Source organism: Brevundimonas intermedia, from assembly GCF_004614235.1.
GTDB lineage: Bacteria > Pseudomonadota > Alphaproteobacteria > Caulobacterales > Caulobacteraceae > Brevundimonas > Brevundimonas intermedia_A.
In genome coordinates this window covers 1415468-1434035 of the sequence record NZ_SPVH01000006.1, presented here as the reverse complement: position 1 = coordinate 1434035, position 18568 = coordinate 1415468, and the positions used below count along the sequence as shown (strand labels likewise).

23 protein-coding genes are annotated in these 18568 nt (G+C 65.2%); 8 read left to right on the top strand and 15 right to left on the bottom strand.

Features of this window, described 5'->3' with window-relative positions; all coding sequences use genetic code 11:
* Position 1: 1 nt before the first annotated feature.
* From EGY25_RS13475 to EGY25_RS13430, 10 genes are read right to left on the bottom strand one after another with little or no spacing between them, the layout of a single operon-like run.
* Complete coding sequence (locus tag EGY25_RS13475) at positions 2-391, bottom strand: HesB/IscA family protein (protein WP_135195444.1); 390 nt, start codon at positions 389-391, stop codon at positions 2-4.
* On the bottom strand, positions 391-780 hold the full coding sequence (locus tag EGY25_RS13470) for an SUF system Fe-S cluster assembly protein (protein WP_135195443.1): 390 nt from the start codon (positions 778-780) through the stop codon (positions 391-393). Before EGY25_RS13470 ends, EGY25_RS13475 begins: the two co-directional genes overlap by 1 nt.
* A gap of 4 nt (positions 781-784) precedes the next feature.
* Positions 785-2038 carry an aminotransferase class V-fold PLP-dependent enzyme gene (locus EGY25_RS13465; protein ID WP_135195442.1) on the bottom strand — a complete coding sequence of 418 codons (1254 nt, stop codon included), beginning with the start codon at positions 2036-2038 and terminating at the stop codon, positions 785-787.
* On the bottom strand, positions 2017-3039 hold the full coding sequence (sufD, locus tag EGY25_RS13460; protein WP_135195441.1) for a Fe-S cluster assembly protein SufD: 1023 nt from the start codon (positions 3037-3039) through the stop codon (positions 2017-2019). Before sufD ends, EGY25_RS13465 begins: the two co-directional genes overlap by 22 nt.
* A complete protein-coding gene (sufC, locus tag EGY25_RS13455) occupies positions 3036-3785 on the bottom strand; it encodes a Fe-S cluster assembly ATPase SufC (protein ID WP_135195440.1) in 750 nt (249 codons plus the stop codon). The genes sufD and sufC overlap by 4 nt, the downstream gene beginning before the upstream one ends.
* Positions 3785-4090, bottom strand: a complete 306-nt coding sequence (locus EGY25_RS13450; protein WP_135195439.1) for a hypothetical protein — start codon at positions 4088-4090, stop codon at positions 3785-3787. Before EGY25_RS13450 ends, sufC begins: the two co-directional genes overlap by 1 nt.
* Positions 4087-4356, bottom strand: a complete 270-nt coding sequence (locus EGY25_RS13445) for a hypothetical protein (protein WP_135195438.1) — start codon at positions 4354-4356, stop codon at positions 4087-4089. The genes EGY25_RS13450 and EGY25_RS13445 overlap by 4 nt, the downstream gene beginning before the upstream one ends.
* The gene (sufB, locus tag EGY25_RS13440) at positions 4353-5819 is read right to left on the bottom strand and encodes a Fe-S cluster assembly protein SufB (RefSeq protein WP_135195437.1); all 1467 of its coding nucleotides are present in this window, start codon (positions 5817-5819) and stop codon (positions 4353-4355) included. Before sufB ends, EGY25_RS13445 begins: the two co-directional genes overlap by 4 nt.
* Entirely contained in the window at positions 5819-6958 is a 1140-nt protein-coding gene (locus tag EGY25_RS13435; RefSeq protein WP_135195436.1) for a cysteine desulfurase family protein, read from the bottom strand. Before EGY25_RS13435 ends, sufB begins: the two co-directional genes overlap by 1 nt.
* Complete coding sequence (locus EGY25_RS13430) at positions 6955-7437, bottom strand: Rrf2 family transcriptional regulator (protein WP_135195435.1); 483 nt, start codon at positions 7435-7437, stop codon at positions 6955-6957. Before EGY25_RS13430 ends, EGY25_RS13435 begins: the two co-directional genes overlap by 4 nt.
* A 157-nt stretch (positions 7438-7594) precedes the next feature.
* On the opposite strand from EGY25_RS13430, the gene EGY25_RS13425 reads away from it, so the two are divergent.
* Complete coding sequence (locus EGY25_RS13425; RefSeq protein ID WP_135195434.1) at positions 7595-8245, top strand: alpha/beta hydrolase; 651 nt, start codon at positions 7595-7597, stop codon at positions 8243-8245.
* Positions 8246-8284: 39 nt separating this feature from the next.
* Here the strand turns inward: EGY25_RS13425 and EGY25_RS13420 are convergent, their stop codons facing one another.
* Positions 8285-8869 carry a TetR/AcrR family transcriptional regulator gene (locus EGY25_RS13420; RefSeq protein ID WP_209308050.1) on the bottom strand — a complete coding sequence of 195 codons (585 nt, stop codon included), beginning with the start codon at positions 8867-8869 and terminating at the stop codon, positions 8285-8287.
* Between the two features lie 124 nt (positions 8870-8993).
* On the opposite strand from EGY25_RS13420, the gene EGY25_RS13415 reads away from it, so the two are divergent.
* From EGY25_RS13415 to EGY25_RS13405, 3 genes are all read left to right on the top strand, one after another.
* A complete protein-coding gene (locus EGY25_RS13415; RefSeq protein WP_135195432.1) occupies positions 8994-9401 on the top strand; it encodes a RidA family protein in 408 nt (135 codons plus the stop codon).
* A 156-nt stretch (positions 9402-9557) separates the two neighbouring features.
* Positions 9558-10757 (top strand): chromate efflux transporter, encoded by a 1200-nt coding sequence (gene chrA, locus EGY25_RS13410; protein WP_135195431.1) that lies wholly within the window; start codon positions 9558-9560, stop codon positions 10755-10757.
* A gap of 53 nt (positions 10758-10810) precedes the next feature.
* A complete protein-coding gene (locus tag EGY25_RS13405) occupies positions 10811-11071 on the top strand; it encodes a hypothetical protein (RefSeq protein ID WP_135195430.1) in 261 nt (86 codons plus the stop codon).
* Position 11072: 1 nt separating this feature from the next.
* Here the strand turns inward: EGY25_RS13405 and ahpF are convergent, their stop codons facing one another.
* From ahpF to EGY25_RS13385, 4 genes are all read right to left on the bottom strand, one after another.
* A complete protein-coding gene (gene ahpF, locus EGY25_RS13400; RefSeq protein WP_135195429.1) occupies positions 11073-12668 on the bottom strand; it encodes an alkyl hydroperoxide reductase subunit F in 1596 nt (531 codons plus the stop codon).
* A 139-nt stretch (positions 12669-12807) separates the two neighbouring features.
* Positions 12808-13371, bottom strand: coding sequence for an alkyl hydroperoxide reductase subunit C (gene ahpC, locus EGY25_RS13395; RefSeq protein ID WP_135195428.1), 564 nt, complete (start codon positions 13369-13371; stop codon positions 12808-12810).
* 270 nt (positions 13372-13641) lie between these two features.
* The gene (locus EGY25_RS13390; protein ID WP_135195427.1) at positions 13642-14844 is read right to left on the bottom strand and encodes an exo-beta-N-acetylmuramidase NamZ family protein; all 1203 of its coding nucleotides are present in this window, start codon (positions 14842-14844) and stop codon (positions 13642-13644) included.
* Positions 14845-15026: 182 nt separating this feature from the next.
* A complete protein-coding gene (locus tag EGY25_RS13385) occupies positions 15027-15530 on the bottom strand; it encodes a DOMON-like domain-containing protein (protein ID WP_135195426.1) in 504 nt (167 codons plus the stop codon).
* Positions 15531-15636: 106 nt separating this feature from the next.
* Here EGY25_RS13385 and EGY25_RS13380 point away from each other — a divergent pair, with 106 nt between their 5' ends.
* From EGY25_RS13380 to EGY25_RS13365, 4 genes are all read left to right on the top strand, one after another.
* A complete protein-coding gene (locus EGY25_RS13380) occupies positions 15637-16029 on the top strand; it encodes a VOC family protein (protein WP_135195425.1) in 393 nt (130 codons plus the stop codon).
* A gap of 21 nt (positions 16030-16050) precedes the next feature.
* The gene (locus EGY25_RS13375) at positions 16051-16263 is read left to right on the top strand and encodes a DUF4287 domain-containing protein (RefSeq protein ID WP_135195424.1); all 213 of its coding nucleotides are present in this window, start codon (positions 16051-16053) and stop codon (positions 16261-16263) included.
* Between the two features lie 338 nt (positions 16264-16601).
* Complete coding sequence (gene tyrS / locus EGY25_RS13370; protein ID WP_135195423.1) at positions 16602-17855, top strand: tyrosine--tRNA ligase; 1254 nt, start codon at positions 16602-16604, stop codon at positions 17853-17855.
* A gap of 136 nt (positions 17856-17991) precedes the next feature.
* Positions 17992-18456: a peroxiredoxin gene (locus EGY25_RS13365; RefSeq protein ID WP_135195422.1), complete on the top strand. Its 465-nt coding sequence runs from the start codon at positions 17992-17994 to the stop codon at positions 18454-18456.
* Positions 18457-18568 lie beyond the last annotated feature (112 nt).

Sequence of the window (18568 nt, the reverse complement as noted above, 5' to 3'; positions counted from 1 at the left end):
GTCAGTCGGCGGCGACCGGCACGATGGTGACGCTCTCGCCGCACCCGCAGGCGTCGGTCTGGTTCGGATTGTTGAACACGAACTTGGACGCCAGACGTGTCGTCTCATAGTCGATCTCGGTGCCGATCAGAAACAGCACGGCCTTGGGCTCAATCAGGATGGTGACGCCCTTGTCCTCGACCACCTCGTCCAGCGGCCCGACGCTGTCGGCATAGGCGAAGGTGTATTCCTGCCCCGCACAGCCGCCGTTCTTGACCCCGATCCTCAGACCGATGTGGTCGTTCTCGGCATTGTCCAGGATCTCGCGCACGCGCTCGGCGGCGGCGTCAGTCAGGGTGACGGCCTTGGGTCGCGGGCGGCGGGGACGGGATGTGGTTTGAAGATCGGTCATCAGAACATGTTCAGGGCAAGCTTGGCCTCGTCGCTCATCTTGGAACTGTCCCAAGGCGGGTCGAACACCAGATTGGCCTTGGCGCTGCGCACGCCATCGACCTTTTCGACGGCGGTCTCGACCCAGCCCGGCATCTCGCCGGCGACCGGACAGCCCGGCGCCGTCAGGGTCATATCCACCACCACGTCGCGGTCGTCGTTGACATCCACGCGATAGATCAGGCCCAGCTCATAGATGTCGACCGGGATTTCCGGGTCATAGACCGACTTCAACGCCTCGATCAGTTGATCGGTCAGCGTGTCCAGCTCGGCCTGCGACAAGGCGCTCTTCTGGGGTTCATCCCAGGCGTCCTTGAAGGCATCGCTGTCTTGAATAGGTTGATCTGTCATCGGCTTACACGAAGAAGTTCCGCGCCTTGATCAGCGCATCCACGAAGGCGTCGGCATCCTCCACGGTGTTATATAGGGCGAAGGAGGCGCGGGTGCTCGACGTCACGCCCATTCTTTTCGCCAGCGGCTCGGCGCAGTGCAGACCCGCCCGTACGGCGACGCCGTAACGATCCATGATCTGGGCCACGTCATGGGCATGCGCGCCCTCGACGGCGAAGGTCAGGATCGCGCCCTTGCCATGCGCCTGGCCCAGGATCCGCAGCCAGCCTTCACCGTCCAACCGATCCACGGCCCGTTGATACAGGGCGTGCTCGTGCGCCTGCACCGCCGCCCGGTCGTATTGCGCCAGCCATCCCAGCGCCACACCCAGGCCAATGGCCTCCAGGATCGGAGGCGTGCCCGCCTCGAACCGGTGCGGCGGCTTGGCATAGGTCACGCGGTCCCGCTCGACCGTCTCGATCATCTCGCCCCCGCCCTGATAGGGCGGCAGGGCCTCCAGCGCCTCGGCCTTGCCGTACAGGGCGCCGATACCGGTCGGGGCGAACAGCTTATGACCGGTCAGAACATAGAAGTCGCAGCCGATGGCCTGCACGTCCGGCGTCGCATGAACCGCGCCCTGACACCCGTCGATCAGCACTTGAGCCCCGGCGGCATGGGCCAGACGCGTGATCTCGGCGACCGGATTGATGGTCCCCAGCACGTTCGACATATGGGTGACCGCGACCATCCGCGTCTTGGGCCCCAGCAGGTCGGCATAGGCCGCCATGTCCAGCGACCCGTCGTCCAGCACCGGGATCCACTTGATCACCGCCCCGCGCCGTTCGCGCAGCAGATGCCACGGGACGATGTTGGAATGGTGCTCCATCTCCGAGACGATGATCTCGTCGCCCGGCTCGATGCTCAGCCCCAGCCCATTGGCCACCAGATTGATCGCCTCGGTGCCACCCTTGGTCCAGACCACCTGCTCAGGACTCTCGGCGTTCAGGAAGCGGGCGACGATCTCTCTCGCCTTCTCGAAGGCCTCGGTCGCCTCGTTCGACAGGGTGTGCAGGCCGCGGTGGACGTTGGCGTAACCGCCCTCCATCGTCGCTGTCAGGGCGTCGATCACCGCACGCGGCTTCTGGGCCGAAGCCGCATTGTCCAGATAGACCAGCGGCTTGCCATTCACCTGTCGCGACAGGATCGGGAACTGCGCCCGCACGGCGTAGGGATCGAAGGTGTTCACAACCTTGGTTTTCAAAGTCTGGCCGTCAGCCATTCCCTCGCCACCTCTCTCGCGCCTTCATGTTCGATCCGGTCGATGACCTCGATCAGGAAGGCCTGGGTCAGCAGGGCGCGGGCCTCGTCGGCCGGAATGCCGCGCTGCTGCATGTAGAACAGGGCGCTTTCGTCCAGCGTCCCCACCGTATTGCCGTGCGCGCACTGCACGTCGTCGGCATAGATGATCAGCTCCGGCTTGGCGTCGATCTCGGCCCGCTCGCTGGCGATCAGGGCATGGTGCCCCATCCGCGCATCGGTGCCGTCGGCGCCGCGCTCGACCACGATCTTGCCCTGGAAGACGCCGCGCGCGGTGTCGCGGGCCACGCCCTTGATCAACTGGCTGGTCGCGCCGTCATGCTCGACGTGGCGCACCACGCTGGTCAGATCGGTATGGCGCGATCCGTTCAGCAGATAGAGGCCGTCGGCCTGGACCTGGGCGCCCTGGGCGTAATGCGTAATGCGCGTCTCGATCCGCTGCAGCTTGGCGCCGGTCGTAACGATGGTCTGGCGATACACCCCGCCCGCCTCGACCTTCACATGGGCCTCAGCGATGGAGATGGCGTCCTCCGGCTCCTCGACCAGGACGACGCGCGTCACCTCGGCCCCGGCCGCCACGTCCAGCTCCAGCGTATTGTGCGCCACATAGGCCGAACCCGCACCCTCGTGCGTCTCCAGCAGCAGCAACTTGGCGCCCGCGCGCGCCGAGACCCGCGCCCCAGCCGTGTGGCCCGTCCCGACCGCGTCGGAGATATAGCGCAGCCGCAACGTCTGCTCGCCCGAGGCGATGAAATCGGTCACGCCCACGGCGCGCCCATTGGCGAAGACGATCGCCTCTCCGCCCAGATCGTAGAACGGCCCTGGCGGCCCGACCGCCGCCGTGCCCGAAGGCTCCGGCGCCGCGCGAAGCCAGCGCTTCAGGTCGCTGTATTTCCACGCTTCCGTCCGTCGCGACGGAAAGGTTTCGGCGTCGGTCAGATCAATGGCGAAAGCCGCGCTCATGCCGGTTCCAGAAGATACTTGTCGTACCCTTCCGCCTCCAACTGATGCGCCAGCTCCGGCCCGCCCGAGGCCACGATCCGCCCGCCGGCCAGCACATGGACCCGATCCGGTTTGATGTAGTCGAGCAGGCGCTGATAGTGGGTGATCACCAGCATGGCCCGGTCGGGTCGGCGCAGGGCGTTCACCCCCTCCGACACGATCCGCAGGGCGTCGATGTCGAGGCCGGAGTCGGTCTCGTCCAGGATCAGCAACGACGGCTCCAGCAGCGCCATCTGCAGGATCTCCATCCGCTTCTTCTCACCGCCGGAGAAGCCGACGTTCAGCGGCCGCTTCAGCATGTCGAAGTCCATCTTCAACGCCTTGGACGCTTCGCGGACCAGCTTCAGGAAGGCCGGCGCCGCCACCTCCTCCTCGCCCCGCGCGCGCTTCTGGGCGTTCAACGCAGTGCGCACGAAGGTCAGGGCCGGCACGCCGGGGATTTCGATCGGATACTGGAACGACAGGAAGACGCCCTTGGCCGCCCGTTCGGCCGGATCCAGCGCCAGCAGGTCCTCGCCCGCCCATTCGACAGCGCCTTCGGTCGCCTCATAGCCCGGCCGCCCCGACAGGGCGTATCCCAGCGTCGACTTCCCGGCCCCGTTCGGCCCCATGATCGCGTGCACCTCGCCAGCGGGAACGTCGAGCGTCAGGCCCTTGAGGATCGGCTTTTCGCCGACGGAGACGTGGAGGTTGGAGATGGAGAGCATCAGTTGGACTCGGGAACAGGTTGAACGCCGGTCAAATCCTGGCGGGCGTCATAGAATGAAATGATAAGCACTTCGTCACCGAGCACTTGAAACACGATGATCTTGCGCCATCGGACAAGGCTTGCTTCGCGCAGACCGCGCCATCGCGACGGTCGAAAGCGAAAGGGGCCTGCACCGGCGCGTAACGACAAGGCTTCGTTTTCCGCCAATGCGCGGTCGGTCAGACGCGGATCGATCCCTTCCAGATGATCCAGCCAGTCCCGCTGCGCATCGCGCGCTTCTTTCGACCATCGGACCTGCCTCACCGCTTGAAGCGAGCTTTAAGCTCGGTGAAGACGTCATCGTGGCTGAATGTCCGCCCCGCTGCGACGTCCTGCAGACCCCGCTCGATGGACGCCTTTTGATCAGCCGAAAGCGCAGGGCTCGCGTTCTCGATATCGGTCACGAACTGCTCAGCAGCCGAAGCGATGAACTCGGCCAAAGGCATGCCGATTTCCGCAGCCGCTCGCTTGAGGCGATCGGCGGCATCGGCTTCCAGAGGGACAGAAATCGTTTCCATGATTTCGCTCACCCCACGCTCCCCTCAAGACTGATCGCCACCAGCTTCTGCGCCTCGACGGCGAACTCCATCGGCAGCTTCTGCATGACGTCGCGGACGAAGCCGTTGACCAGCAGGGCCACCGCCTCCTCCTGCGACAGTCCGCGCTGCTGGGCGTAGAACATCTGGTCGTCACTCAACCGCGTCGTCGTCGCCTCGTGCTCCAGCTGGGCCGAGCCGTTGCGGGCCTCGATGTAGGGGATGGTGTGCGAGCCGCACTCCTTGCCGATCAACAGGCTGTCGCACTGGGTGAAGTTGCGCACCCCCGTCGCCTTCGGATGCACCGAAACCAGGCCGCGATAGGTGGAGTCCGACTTGCCCGCCGACACCGCCTTGGCGATGATCCGCGACTTGGTGTTCTTGCCCAGGTGGATCATCTTGGTGCCGGTATCGGCCTGCTGATGTCCGTTGGTGATGGCGATGGAATAGAACTCGCCCGAGCTGTCGTCGCCCTTCAGGATGCAGGACGGATATTTCCACGTCACGGCCGAACCCGTCTCGACCTGGGTCCAGGACACCTTCGAGCGATCACCCCGACAATCGGCGCGCTTGGTGACGAAGTTGTAGATGCCGCCCTTGCCCTCGGCGTCGCCGGGGTACCAGTTCTGGACGGTCGAATATTTCACCTCGGCGTCGTCCAGCGCCACGATCTCGACCACCGCCGCATGCAACTGGTTCTCGTCGCGCATCGGCGCGGTGCAGCCCTCCAGATATGAGCAATAGCTGCCCTTGTCGGCGATGATCAGGGTGCGTTCGAACTGGCCCGTCTGGCTGGCGTTGATGCGGAAATAGGTCGACAGCTCCATCGGGCAGCGCACGCCCGGCGGGATGTAGACGAACGAACCATCCGAAAAGACCGCGCTGTTCAGCGCCGCGAAATAGTTGTCCGACACCGGCACCACCGACCCCAGATATTGCCGCACCAACTCAGGATATTCGCGCAAGGCCTCGGAAATCGGCATGAAAATCACGCCGACCTTGGCCAGTTCCTCCTTGAAGGTGGTGACCACCGACACGCTGTCGAACACGGCGTCCACGGCCACGCGCGGCGCGCCCTGCACCCCCGCCAGAACTTCCTGCTCCTTCAGCGGGATGCCCAGCTTCTCGTAGATTTCCAGGATCTCGGGATCGACCTCGTCCAGCGACTTCGGCCCTTCCTTCTGCTTGGGCGCGGCATAGTAGAACAGCGACTGGTAATCGACCGGCTCGTATTTCACCGCCGCCCAGGTCGGCTCTTCCATCGCCAGCCAGCGCTCATAGGCGGCCAGGCGCCATTCCAGCATCCATTCCGGCTCGCCCTTCTTCTCGGAGATGAAGCGCACGATCTCGGCGCTCAGGCCGCGCGGCGCATATTCCGTCTCGATATCCGAGGTGAAGCCGTGCTCGTACTTTTCCAGTGCGGCGACGGCGTCGATGGTTTCCTTGACGGCGGCCATCAGGCGACCTCTCTCACGCGCTCGGCGGCGCGTGTCTTATGCTTGTTGTAGGCGGCGACCCAGGCGTCGGCGAACCGCACCCAGTCGCCTTCAATCGTTCCCCAGCCGCCCGAAACGCGCACGCCCCCGGTCGCCAGGTTGTTCAACCCCATGGCGCTGATGGTCTTGGACGGCTTCACCTTGCCCGACGAACAGGCCGAGCCCGCCGACACCATGACGCCCGCCAAATCCAGGGTGATCAACTGCTGCGGACTGTCCCAGCCCTCGACCGCCATGAACAGGGTGTTGGGCAGACGCGCCACCTCCCCGCCGATGATGGTCGCCCCGGCCGTCTTCACCCGGACCTCAGCGGCGTCGCGCCAGCCGACGTGTGACTGCATCGTCTCCAAATCCCGCGCGGCGCTGTCGGCGGCGACGCCGAACCCGGCGATGCCCGGCACGTTTTCAGTCCCGGCGCGCAGTCCCCGCTCCTGTCCCGCCCCGTGCAGGATGCGAACGCCCGACACGCCTTCCTTGAGGATTAACGCCCCGACGCCCTGCGGTCCGCCCAGCTTGTGCGCCGACAGGGTCAGGCTGTCCGCGTCCAAAACGCGCATATCGACCGGGATCTTGCCCGCCGACTGAATCGCATCCACGTGCAGCCAGCCACCGGCCGCCCGCACCAGAGCGGCGGCTTCGACCACGGGCTGGATCACGCCGCTCTCGTTGTTCGCATGATGGATGGCGACCACGGCCCGACCCGGCCGCGCCAACGCCTGCGCCAGCCAATCCAGATCGACCACGCCGTTCGCATCGACCGGCAGCACCTCGACCGGCGCGCCCGCATTCGCCGCCGTCTCGGCCACGCACGGATGTTCGGTCGCCGACACGATCAACCGCTCGCATCCTGCCGCCAAGGCGCTGGCGATGCTCTGGGCGTTGGCCTCGGTCCCCCCGCTGTTGAACACCACCGCCGTCGGATCAGCCCCAACGAGATCGCTCACCTGGGCCCGCGCCGTCTCCACCCGCGCCCGCGCCCGCCGTCCGGCCGCATGGACCGCCGACGGATTGCCGTTGTCGGCCAGGGCGCGCGCCATGACGTCCTGCACTTCCGGCCGCACCAGACCCGAGGCGTTGTAATCCAGATAGACGCCGCTCATGCCGCCACCCCGACGGCTTGCGGATGTTCGACATTGCGGCGACGCTGGCCCGTGCGGTTCATCACCACATCCTCCAGCGACACCCCGGCCAGATAGCGATGGATCTCGTCGCCCAGGTCTTCCCACAGATTGTGGGTAATGCAGCGTTCGCCGGCCAGCATGCAGCCCTTGGGCGACCCGTGCGCCACACAGCGCGTCGCGCGGATCGGCTCGTCCACCGCCAGCACGATCTCGGCCACCACCGTCTCGTGCGCAGCCTTGGCCAGGCGATAGCCGCCACCGGGTCCACGCACGCTCTTGACCAGCTCACTCTTGCGCAACCGGGCGAATAACTGCTCCAGATAGCTCAGCGAAATCTCCTGGCGCGCGGCGATCTCGGCCAGCGAAACTGCCCGGATTTCGCCGCTCTCGCCGCGTCCGTTCTTGGCCAGATCGGCCATCGCCATCACGGCGTATCGTCCCTTGGTCGACAGACGCATATTGGAGCCTCAAAAATTGCGCGCTTTTCGGGGCTCTTGTGCTAGAACCCGCGCCTTCGCAAAGGCGGCCCGCTTGCGTGGGACTTAGAAAGTCCTACCTCTGCGGTCAAGTATTACGCACTCGCGAAATGACAGTTGAACGGATTCCAGAGCCCCTATGCCTGAAGTCATCCTGCCCGGCGCCTCCGGTCGCATCGAAGGCCGCTATTCCCCGGGCAAGCGCCCGAACGCACCGATCGCCCTGATCCTGCACCCGCACCCCAAGGCGGGCGGGCATATGAACAACCCGGTGACAGTCACCCTGCACCAGCTGTTCCAGCAGCGTGGCTTCGCCACCTTGCGCTACAACTCGCGCGGCGTCGGCAAGTCGCAGGGCGAATTCGATTCGGGCATCGGCGAACTGGCTGACGCCGCCACGGCCCTCGACTGGCTTCAGACGAACAATCCCGGCGCCAGCCAGACCTGGGTCGGCGGTTATCAGTTCGGCGCCTATATCGGTATGCAGCTTCTGATGCGCCGCCCCGAGACGGATGGCTTCATCTCGGTCTCGCCGCCGTCGAACATGTATGATTTCAGCTTCCTGGCCCCCTGCCCGGCCTCCGGCCTGTTCCTGCATGGCACCGCCGACACCGTCGTGCCGCCGGTCGAGGTCGAGCGCGTGGTCAACAAGCTGCGCACCCAAAAGGGCATCATCATCGACTACGAACTGGAAGAGGGCGCGAGCCACTTCTGGCAGGACCACATGAGCGCGGTCGATCGCCGCGTCGGCGCCTATCTGGACAAGCGTCTGGAAGAAAAGCCGGCCTGACCAGGGTTTGGGTTCAGGCCGCGAAAGCCGGTCTGAGCCTCAAACCCGCCGCAACAGCCCTCCGACAAGATGCCGGAAAGCGTCTACGGCGCTTTCAAAGACCCTTTCCGGTTCATCGGCCGCCGCCACCCAGAGGGCGGCGTTCAGGGCGGCGCCGTTCACCAGATGGGCTGCGGCCTCCGCATTCATCGGCTTGACGAGTCCATCGTCGATCAGCGTCTGGATCATCAGGGTGGTGGTGCGCAGGCACGCCGTCTGATTGGGCCACCGCGAGGGATCGCCCAGCACCGCCGGCCCGTCCAGCAGCATGATGCGCTGGATTTCCGGCTCCAGCGACATTTCGATATAGGCGACGCCCTCGGCGACGAAGGCGTCCCAGGGCGACAGCCCCTCGCCCGCCGCGCCCATCCGCACCAGCATCTCCGCGTCGATCTGGTCGATCACCGCCTGCAGCAGGCCCTTCTTGTCGCCAAAATTATGATAGAGCGCGCCGCGCGTCAGTCCGGCCTCGGCGGTCAGATCGTCCATCGACGCTGCGGCATAGCCCTGGGTCGCAAAGGCCTGGCGAGCCGCTGCGACAAGCCGCGCCTTTGTTTCCTCGACCTTCTCGGATCGCGTCGCCAAATCCAACTCCGTGTTTACATACGGTCCGTATGTTAATTTGACATACGTGACGTATCGTCCGATCTAATAACATACGCAGCGTATATCAACGCCGCGCCGTGGATATGAAAACCAAGGACTGCCTATGACCGCCGCAACCACCCGAGACGCCGTCTTCCCTGCCGGCCGTCAGGCCCTCTACGACATCAATGGATATTCCGCCGCCATCCGCTCCGGCGACCTGCTGTTCGTTTCCGGCCAGGTCGGCAGCCGCGAGGATGGCTCGCCCGAGCCGGATTTCGCCGCCCAGGTCCAGTTGGCCTTCGACAATCTGACAGCCGTACTGGCGGCGGCCGGGGCGGGCCTGGACGACATCGTCGATGTCACCACCTTCCATACCGATCCTGAAAAACAGTTCGACACCGTCATGGCCGCAAAGGCGCGCGCCTTTCCCTCGGCCCCCTACCCGAACTGGACGGCGGTCGGCGTAAACTGGCTCGCCGGCTTCGACTTCGAGATCAAGGTGATCGCACGCATCCCGCAGACGGCGTAACCGGCGCGGAGGCGGCCTGATGCAGACGACGCTTGGAACAGGCTGGGATCGGCATTAGGCTGCCTGAACGGGCCGTGCGGACGCCCGATCAGACGCCTTGGCGTCCAAGCTCCGCTCCTTTTCCCACGCCGCCAGGCGTGAACTGGAGCATGGCCTGTGACGAGCCTCGACCAAGAGCCCTCCCCTCCCCACCTCTCCTACGCAGCCCTGTTTCTCCGCTTCCTTCGCTTCGGCCTTCTGGCCTTCGGCGGGCCGGTGGCGCAGATCGCCATGATCCGCCGCGATCTGGTGGACCAGGAAGGCTGGATTTCCAGCGCCCATTTCAATCGGCTGCTGGCTGTCCTTCAGGTCCTTCCGGGACCCGAGGCGCACGAGTTGTGCGTGCATCTGGGCATGCGCGCCAAGGGCCGGATCGGCGGCCTGCTGGCGGGCCTCGGTTTCATGTTGCCGGGCTTCCTGATCATGCTGAGCATCGGCTGGGCCTATGTGTCGCTGACCCCGGTCATGGGCCTTCTGGCCGGCGCCTTCCTGGGCGTGCAGTCTGCGGTCGTGGCGGTCGTGATGCGCGCGGTGCACAAGATCGGCGCGCATATCCTTGAGGATCGCTGGCTGTGGGCCGTCGCCGTGATCGGGTTCGTCGCCACCCTGGCGGAGACCGGCTTCTGGATCGTGCTGATCGCCGGCGGCGCAGCCTATGCCTTCATCAAGGCCGGACGGCGCATCCCCGCCCTCGTCGTCATGGCGATCGCGCTTGCCGCCGCCGTGGCGCTTCACCTCTTTGCGAACCCAACGGACGCGCACGGCGCCGCGCCATCCGCCGATCCGACCGCATGGGCCATGCTGTGGACCGGATTGAAGGCCGGTCTCCTGACCTTCGGCGGCGCCTATACCGCCATTCCCTATGTCCGCGCGGATACCGTCGGACGCGGCCTTATCGACGACGGGACCTTCCTGGACGGCCTGGCCTTCGCCGGCGTCATTCCGGCGCCGCTGGTGATCTTCTGCACCTTCGTCGGCTTCGTCGCGGGCGGGTGGATGGGTGCCCTGGCGATGACGGTCGGCGTCTTCCTGCCCGCCTTCGCCTTTTCGATGATCTTCTACGAGCGGCTGGAGGCGGTCGTCGCCGACGAACGCCTTCACCGGGTGCTGGCCGGGGTCGCCGCCGCCGTCGTCGGCATCATTGCGGCCACCAGCCTTCAACTGGGACTGACGACGCTGCAGCGCGCACCCTCGATCCCGATCGCGCTATTGATCTTTGCGGCGGCCTTGGCGGCGGTGTGGTTCTGGAAGAGCCGTTACGCCGCAGCCTTAGTCCTGGCCCTGTCGGCACTCGCAGGATGGGCGCTGTTCCGATGACGCAGAGGACTGGCCCTCAGCAAACGCCCGAAACGTCGACATCATCCAGCAAGATGGGAAAGCTGGGCCGCTCAATCGGCCGCCTTCCGATCAAGCCTTATCTGCTGCTGACCCTGCCGATGTTCGTGGTCGCCCTGATCCTGCGGGCCATCACCCATTCCGACCTGCCCTATTACGTCTGGGCTGTGCTGTGGGCGGTTCCGTTAGTGATCGTGCTCGCGGTGCGCTGGGTCTATTTCGTCGTCACCCTGGCCTGGGCGATCTTGGTCGAGATCGTGCGGGCCGTGAGACGCGGGTTCGCACGGCCCGGATAGATTACGCCGCCTCTACAGCCTCGACCGCCTGTTCCGCCGGCACGGTGCGGATCATGTAGTCGAAGGCCGCCAGCCCCGCCTTGGAGCCCTCGCCCATCGCCACCACGATCTGCTTGTAGGGCACGGTCGTCACGTCGCCGGCGCCGAAGATGCCGGGCTGCGAGGTCTCGCCGCGGTGATCCACCTCGATCTCGCCGCGCGGCGTCAGGCCCACGGCGCCTTTCAGCCATTCGGTGTTCGGCACAAGGCCGATCTGGACGAAGATGCCTTCCAGATCGACGTCGTGATGGGCGTCGGAGTTGCGGTCCTTGTAGGACAGCCCCGTCACCTTCTCGCCGTCGCCATGCACCTGGGTCGTCAGGGCCGAGGTGACGATCCGCACGTTCGGCAGGGTCGCCAGCTTGCGTTGCAGCACCGCATCGGCCCGCAGTTCGCTGTCGTATTCGATCAGGGTCACATGGGCCACGATGCCCGCCAGATCGATGGCCGCTTCGACGCCCGAGTTGCCGCCGCCGATCACCGCGACCCGCTTGCCCTTGAACAGCGGCCCGTCGCAGTGCGGGCAATAGGCCACGCCCTTGTTCTTGTACTGCTCCTCGCCTGGCACGTTCATCTGCCGCCAGCGCGCGCCGGTGGCCAGGATGACGGTCCGCGATTTCAGCGACGCGCCGTTCTCCAGCACCACCTCGTGCAGCCCGCCCCGAACCTTGGCCGGCACCAGCTTGGCCGCCTTCTGCAGGTTCATCAGGTCCACCTCATATTCGCGGACATGCTGTTCCAGATGGGCGGCCAGTTTCGGGCCTTCGGTATGCGGCACTGAAATGAAGTTCTCGATCGCCATGGTGTCCAGCACCTGGCCGCCGAATCGTTCGGCCGCGATCCCGGTGCGGATGCCCTTGCGCGCCGTATAGATGGCGGCCGCCGCCCCGGCGGGGCCGCCACCGATCACCAGGACGTCGAACGGGTCCTTGGCCTTCAGCCGCTCGGCGGCGCGCGCCTCGGCGCCGCTGTCGATCTTGGCGACGATCTGCCCCAGCTCCATCCGGCCCTGGCCGAACAGTTCGCCATTCAGGAAGACCGTCGGCACGGCCATGATCTTGCGCGCGTCCACCTCGTCCTTGAACAGGCCGCCTTCGATGGCGACGTGTTTGATACGGGGGTTCAGCACGCTCATCAGGTTCAGCGCCTGCACCACGTCTGGGCAGTTCTGGCACGACAGCGAGAAATAGGTCTCGAACACATAGTCGCCGTCCAGGTCCTTGACCTGCTGGATCAGTTCCTGCGCCGCCTTGGACGGATGGCCGCCGACGTGCAGCAGGGCCAGCACCAGCGAGGTGAACTCGTGGCCCAGCGGAATGCCGGCGAACCGCACGCCGATGTCCGTGCCCTTCCTGCGGATCAGGAAGCTGGGCTGGCGCTCGTCGTCATAGTCGCGGCCCATCTCGACCTTGCCGTGCGAGACCGAGACGATCTCCTCCAGCAGGGTCTTCAGCTCGATAGACTTGGGCCCGGCGCCCAGCGAGGCGACCAGTTCGACCGGATGGACGATGTTCTTGAGGTAGCCCTCAAGCTGAGATTTCAGATTGGCGTCCAGCATGGGGCAGTCCTCGAATGTCAGGGTGGCGCGCCGCCTTCGAGCCGATCCTGGCGAGGCATGGCGCGATAGCGTCCGGCTCTCAGGCCGGGTGGGTCCGACCCGAAGGCCGGACCCGATAGGCGCCCGATAGGCGTCAGTCTTAGATCTTGCCGACGAGGTCGAGCGACGGCGCCAGGGTGGCTTCGCCTTCTTCCCACTTGGCCGGGCAGACTTCACCCGGGTGCGAGCGCACATACTGAGCGGCCTTCACCTTGCGCAGCAGCTCGGCAGCGTTGCGGCCGATGCCTTCCGAGGTGGTCTCGGTGAACTGGATCACGCCGTCCGGATCGACCAGGAAGGTCGAACGGTCGGCCAGGCCCACGCCCGGACGCATGGCGTCGAAGTTGTTGGTCACCTGACCCGAGGGGTCGCCCAGCATGGTGTAGTTGATCTTGCCGATGGCCGGCGACGAGTCGTGCCAGGCCTTGTGCGAGAAGTGGGTGTCGGTCGACACCGAATAGATTTCGACGCCCAGCTTCTGGAACGCGTCATAGTGATCGGCCAGGTCTTCCAGCTCGGTCGGGCACACGAAGGTGAAGTCGGCCGGATAGAAGAAGAAGATCGCCCACTTGCCCGCCACATCGGCGTCCGTGACCGTCAGGAACTTGCCGTTCTTGTAGGCCTCCGCCGTGAAGGGTTTGATGGTCGTGTTGATCAGGGCCATGCGGAAAATCCAATGCAGGGTGGTTGGGAGGCCCTGTTCCTACCGCACCGCAATAAATAAGCCCAATCATTTATTTGCAGGTGCAGCATAGATTTTGATTATATCGAATCCGCTGTCCTCACAACACTCGCCGTCATCCTTGGGCTTGTCCCAAGGATCCAGACTCCCGGTGGTTGGACAGAAGTCACGAAAGGGAAAAACCGGGAGTATGGATCCTCGCCACAAGGGCGAGCATGACGAGATTAGAGGGCTGAATGTCAGCCCCGTGCCTCAATACAGCAGGAACCCTCGCCTCGCCTCTTCCCACGCCGCCTCGTCCGGCCGCGTCGCCACATCCAGATCGCCCGGCCCCGCCGCCGCGTCGTCCACCCATTCCCGCAGCCCCGGTCCGCCATTGATCACGTCGATGGGCAGTTTCCCGAACGCATATTCGTATGGAAAATCGCGCCACAGGTCGTAGTCGGGATACAGCCGCCGGATAGCCTTGAACCCCAGGGCCTGCACCCGCCACGGCTTGAAGGCGGCGTGGTCATAACCGGGGTGATCCACATGGATCTGCACCCCGCTGCACAGCTGGCCGATATGCTTATGGAAGGTCGGCTCGAACCACATGTCGCGTAAGCTACAGCCGCCCAGCCACTCCGGCGCCAGAGCGTGCATCTCCGCGATCACCGCTCGCGCATTGATGTCGGGCGCCCCGAACAGTTCCAGCGGCCGGGTCGTGCCCCGGCCTTCCGACAGGGTCGCCCCTTCCAGCATCACCGTGCCGGCATAGGCCCGCGCCATCGACAGGTTCGGCGCATTCGGGCTGGGGTTGATCCAGGCCCGCTCGCCCAGCGGCCAGCCGAAGCCCGGCCCCGCCTCGGACGCCCAGCCCTGCATCTCCACCACCCGGTAATCCACATCCAGCTTGAACCGGTCGATGAACCACAGGCCCAGTTCGCCCATCGTCATCCCGTGCCGCATCGGCATCGGCCCCGCCCCGACGAAACTCTCCCAGCCGGGCTTCAGCGTCTGCCCCTCGACCGGCCGCCCCGCCGGATTGGGCCGGTCCAGCACCCACACCGACTTGCCGTGTTTCGCCGCCGCCTCCAGCACATACAGAAGCGTCGTCACATAGGTGTAGATGCGGCAGCCCAGGTCCTGCAGGTCGATCAGGACGACATCGAACGTCTCCATCCATTCGTCCCTGGGCCGGCGCACCTCGCCATAAAGGCTGAAGACCGGGAAGCCGTGCACCGGATCGCGATAATCCGGGCTCTCCATCATATTGTCCTGCAGATCGCCCTTCATCCCGTGCTGCGGCCCGAAGGCGGCGGTCAGCGCGATTTCGGGACAGGCGGCCAGCGCGTCCACCGCATGACCCAGATCCTTGGTCACCGAGGCCGGATGCGCCAGCAACGCCACGCGCCGCCCCTTCAGCTGCGCCCGCAGGGCGTCGTCGGACAGCAGGCGGTCGAGACCGAAGTTCATGCGGGGCTCCTGAGACTCATCGCGACAGCCATGCCCGAGGCCAAGACCCGCTACAACTCCCGCCCCCCCTGCTCCGTCATCCTAGGCCTTGTGCCTAGGATCCAGAATCCCGGTTTAGGGGCGTGGGCAGAACTGCTGACATCCAGCGTATGGTTCCTAGGCACAAGGCCTAGGATGACGACCTAAAGCACGGCCGCGAACGAGTCGGGATGATGAAAGTCCGGCTTATCCGAAGGATGCCCCAGCGCCCAATAGGCGATCGCGCCATCTAACCCCTCGATCACCGCCGTCAGTCCTGTCGCCGCGACCGCATCCTCCGGCAGTTCGACATCGACCGTCAGCACGAACCGCCCCTGCGCCATCCGCGTCACGATGAAGGGCGGCGCGATCTCCAGCCCCCGCATCCCCTCGCGATAGCCGTCGAACCGATAGGCCGCCCACGCCCCCGACGGCGACAGATTATATTCGACATAGCCGCCCGCCGTCCGCACGAACGCCTCGAAACAGGTCGCCTGCCAAAGTCCGTCCGTCTGCACCCGCGCCGCCGCCTGCGGCCAAAGCACCCGTTCGACCGGCCCGGCCAGCACATATTCCAGGCTCAGCACCCGCCCCGCCCGCCGCGCCTCGACCTCCAGCGTCAGCCCGGCATGGGGCGAGGTCGGGTGCGGGATCAGGGGCAGACGCATCCCGCCTTCGTATCGCACGGCGGACGCCGGTCAACGCCCACCTGATGGCCGCCGGGACATTTGCGCCCCCCTCGCGATAGGATCGCCGTCGGCAAAGGAGATCGAGATGCGAATTCCGAAGGGCTTTGCGGGGGTCTCCCCCTATCTGTTCGTCGCCGACGCAAGCGACTACATCCGCTTCCTCCAGGACGCCTTCGGCGCCGCTGAACTCGGCCGCAGCCTGACGCCGGACGGCCGCATTGCCAACGCCCAGGTCCAGCTTTCCGGCACGACCCTGATGATCAGCGAGGCCTCGGACGGCTTTCCGCCCAGCCGCTCCGCCCTCTACCTCTATGTCGACGACGCCGACGCCACCACGGATCGCGCAGTCCAGGCGGGGGCGGAGCTGATCATGGAGCCATCCGACATGCCATATGGCGACCGCCAGTCCGGCGTCCGCGATCCGGCCGGCACCATCTGGTGGATCTCGCAGCGGCTCACCGACGAACCCTATTTCTAAGGCTGCGATCAGGAAAAACTCATGACCGACGACACCGTTAAAGGCCCGGCGTCCTATTTCCCGTCCATCGAGAAGAAATACGGCCAGCCGATCTCGCATTGGCAGCAGGTCGTTCGCCACGCCTATCCCGCCCGGCACATGGAGTTGGTCGCCGTGCTCAAGGACACGCATGGTCTGGGCTACGGCCACGCCAACGCCGTGGTCGCCCACACCCTGGCGCAGGACGCCCTGTAGTAGCTTCGGTCGTCAAACCGACGCCAACCCGCATATGTCGCTAAATATTTTCTAATGAAATCAGCGGAGAATGCTGAGATTCGATGCGCTACCCATCGCCGTTTCCGGCTGATGTATAATGTTGGCTGCCCCCTTTCGCAGAGGACTGCTCAATTGCACTGTCTTGCACTTTGCACTGTTTTTCCGGTTGCAGTGCAATTTCGCCCCCGACCGATTTCAGACGAATTGCACTATTCAGACGCTGTTTTTTCGCCACACCGTCTGAATCGCCTCCCGCCCCAATCGCCAGCCTAGAAGGGGAAGACGACCGTCGGCATCCCTGCTAACCCAGCCTCACCATGACCGAACACGCCTTCAAATCCGACTTCCTGCGCACGCTTCAGGCGCGCGGCTATATCCATCAGATCACCCACCCCATCGAACTGGACGAGGCGGCGACCACAGGCGTGGTGCCGGGCTATATCGGCTTTGACGCCACGGCGCCGTCGCTGCACGTCGGCAGCCTGATCCAGATCATGATGCTGCGCCGCCTTCAGCAAGCCGGGCACAAGCCCATCGTCCTGATGGGCGGCGGCACCACCAAGGTAGGCGACCCGACCGGCAAGGACACGTCGCGCCCCCAGCTGACCGAGGAAACCATCCAGTCGAACATCGACTCGATCCAGACGGTCTTCGCCAAATTCCTGACCTTCGGCGACGGGCCGACCGATGCGGTCATGGTCAACAACGACGACTGGCTGTCAGGCTACGGCTACATCCAGTTCCTGCGCGACTTCGGCACGCACTTCACCGTCAACCGCATGCTGAGCTTCGACTCGGTCAAGCTGCGCCTGGAGCGCGAGCAGCCGATGACCTTCCTTGAGTTCAACTACATGCTGATGCAGTCGGTCGACTTCCTGGAGCTTAACCGCAGCCACAAGGTCACGCTTCAGATGGGCGGGTCGGACCAGTGGGGCAACATCACCTCGGGCGTCGATCTGGTGCGCCGGGTGGACCAGAAGGCCGCCTTCGGCCTGACCACCCCCCTGCTGACCACGGCCTCGGGCGGCAAGATGGGCAAGACGGCCCAAGGCGCGATCTGGCTGAACGCCGAACAGCTCAGCCCCTATGACTACTGGCAGTTCTGGCGCAACGCCGAGGACGCCGACGTCGGTCGCTTCATGCGCCTGTTCACCGACCTGAGCCTGGAGCAGATCGCGGAATACGAAGCGCTGGAAGGCGCCGCCATCAACGACGCCAAGAAGGCCCTAGCCGACGCCGCCACGACAATGCTTCATGGCGCCGATGCAGCTGCAACAGCCCGCGCCGCCGCCGAGAGCAACTTCGAAAAGGGTCAGGTCTCCGCCGATCTGCCGACCGTCGAACTACCGTCGGCCGAGGTTTACGGCGCCATGATCGCAGCCGTCGTCACCAAGGCCGGCCTGACCGCCTCCAACGGCGAGGCCCGTCGCCTGGCCCAGGGCGGCGGTCTTCGCCTCAACGACGCCCCTGTGGCCGACGGCGCCCAGCTATTGACCGAGGCCGACCTCAAGGACGGCGTGATCAAGCTGGCCGCCGGCAAGAAGAAGATCGTTCTGATCAAACCTCTCTAATCCGCTCATCCCGGCGAAAGCCGGGACCCAGTGCTTTGGGCGCTCCGCAGCATCTGACGTCCGCAGCGCTTGATCCAACGTATTATCTCTCGAAAAAACTGGGTCTCGGCTTTCGCCGGGATGATCGGAGTTTGAAATGTCCGCCACCGAAGGCCAGCGCGCCCCCGCTCTCGACCTGCCGACCGACAACGGCGGCCAGGTCTCCCTCGCCGCCCTCAAGGGCAAACCGGCCGTCGTCTATTTCTATCCCAAGGACGACACGACCGGCTGCACGCGCGAGGCCCAGGACTTCACGGCGCTTGCGCCCGATTTCGCCGCCCTGGGCGTGCCCGTCATCGGCGTATCCAAGGACACGGTGAAGAAGCACGACAAGTTCAAGGCCAAATACGACCTCGCCGTCGTCCTGGCCTCGGACGAAGACGGCGCGGCCTGCGAAGCCTGGGGCGTCTGGGTCCAGAAGAAGCTGTACGGCCGCGAATATATGGGCATCGAACGCGCCACCTTCCTGATCGACGCCGGTGGCCGGGTGGCCCGCGCCTGGCGCAATGTGAAGGTCGCCGACCACGCCGCCGCCGTTCTGGAGGCCGTCAAGGCTCTGTGATCGACGACCACGGTTCGGAAGCCGTGCTTGACCTTGGGGCCTCGCCCACGGCCTAGTGGCCTTCAGGGCTACTAGGGGCTTGGCCGGCCTTGGCTGGCAGATGCGGAGCGCA

Excerpts from the sequence above, each read along its gene's own strand:
- EGY25_RS13475 (WP_135195444.1), bottom strand. The coding sequence starts at position 391 with ATGACCGATCTTCAAACCACATCCCGTCCCCGCCGCCCGCGACCCAAG.
- EGY25_RS13470 (WP_135195443.1), bottom strand. The coding sequence starts at position 780 with ATGACAGATCAACCTATTCAAGACAGCGATGCCTTCAAGGACGCCTGG.
- EGY25_RS13465 (WP_135195442.1), bottom strand. The coding sequence starts at position 2,038 with ATGGCTGACGGCCAGACTTTGAAAACCAAGGTTGTGAACACCTTCGAT.
- sufD (WP_135195441.1), bottom strand. The coding sequence starts at position 3,039 with ATGAGCGCGGCTTTCGCCATTGATCTGACCGACGCCGAAACCTTTCCG.
- sufC (WP_135195440.1), bottom strand. The coding sequence starts at position 3,785 with ATGCTCTCCATCTCCAACCTCCACGTCTCCGTCGGCGAAAAGCCGATC.
- sufB (WP_135195437.1), bottom strand. The coding sequence starts at position 5,819 with ATGGCCGCCGTCAAGGAAACCATCGACGCCGTCGCCGCACTGGAAAAG.
- EGY25_RS13435 (WP_135195436.1), bottom strand. The coding sequence starts at position 6,958 with ATGAGCGGCGTCTATCTGGATTACAACGCCTCGGGTCTGGTGCGGCCG.
- EGY25_RS13430 (WP_135195435.1), bottom strand. The coding sequence starts at position 7,437 with ATGCGTCTGTCGACCAAGGGACGATACGCCGTGATGGCGATGGCCGAT.
- EGY25_RS13425 (WP_135195434.1), top strand. The coding sequence starts at position 7,595 with ATGCCTGAAGTCATCCTGCCCGGCGCCTCCGGTCGCATCGAAGGCCGC.
- EGY25_RS13415 (WP_135195432.1), top strand. The coding sequence starts at position 8,994 with ATGACCGCCGCAACCACCCGAGACGCCGTCTTCCCTGCCGGCCGTCAG.
- EGY25_RS13405 (WP_135195430.1), top strand. The coding sequence starts at position 10,811 with ATGGGAAAGCTGGGCCGCTCAATCGGCCGCCTTCCGATCAAGCCTTAT.
- ahpF (WP_135195429.1), bottom strand. The coding sequence starts at position 12,668 with ATGCTGGACGCCAATCTGAAATCTCAGCTTGAGGGCTACCTCAAGAAC.
- ahpC (WP_135195428.1), bottom strand. The coding sequence starts at position 13,371 with ATGGCCCTGATCAACACGACCATCAAACCCTTCACGGCGGAGGCCTAC.
- EGY25_RS13390 (WP_135195427.1), bottom strand. The coding sequence starts at position 14,844 with ATGAACTTCGGTCTCGACCGCCTGCTGTCCGACGACGCCCTGCGGGCG.
- EGY25_RS13385 (WP_135195426.1), bottom strand. The coding sequence starts at position 15,530 with ATGCGTCTGCCCCTGATCCCGCACCCGACCTCGCCCCATGCCGGGCTG.
- EGY25_RS13380 (WP_135195425.1), top strand. The coding sequence starts at position 15,637 with ATGCGAATTCCGAAGGGCTTTGCGGGGGTCTCCCCCTATCTGTTCGTC.
- EGY25_RS13375 (WP_135195424.1), top strand. The coding sequence starts at position 16,051 with ATGACCGACGACACCGTTAAAGGCCCGGCGTCCTATTTCCCGTCCATC.
- tyrS (WP_135195423.1), top strand. The coding sequence starts at position 16,602 with ATGACCGAACACGCCTTCAAATCCGACTTCCTGCGCACGCTTCAGGCG.
- EGY25_RS13365 (WP_135195422.1), top strand. The coding sequence starts at position 17,992 with ATGTCCGCCACCGAAGGCCAGCGCGCCCCCGCTCTCGACCTGCCGACC.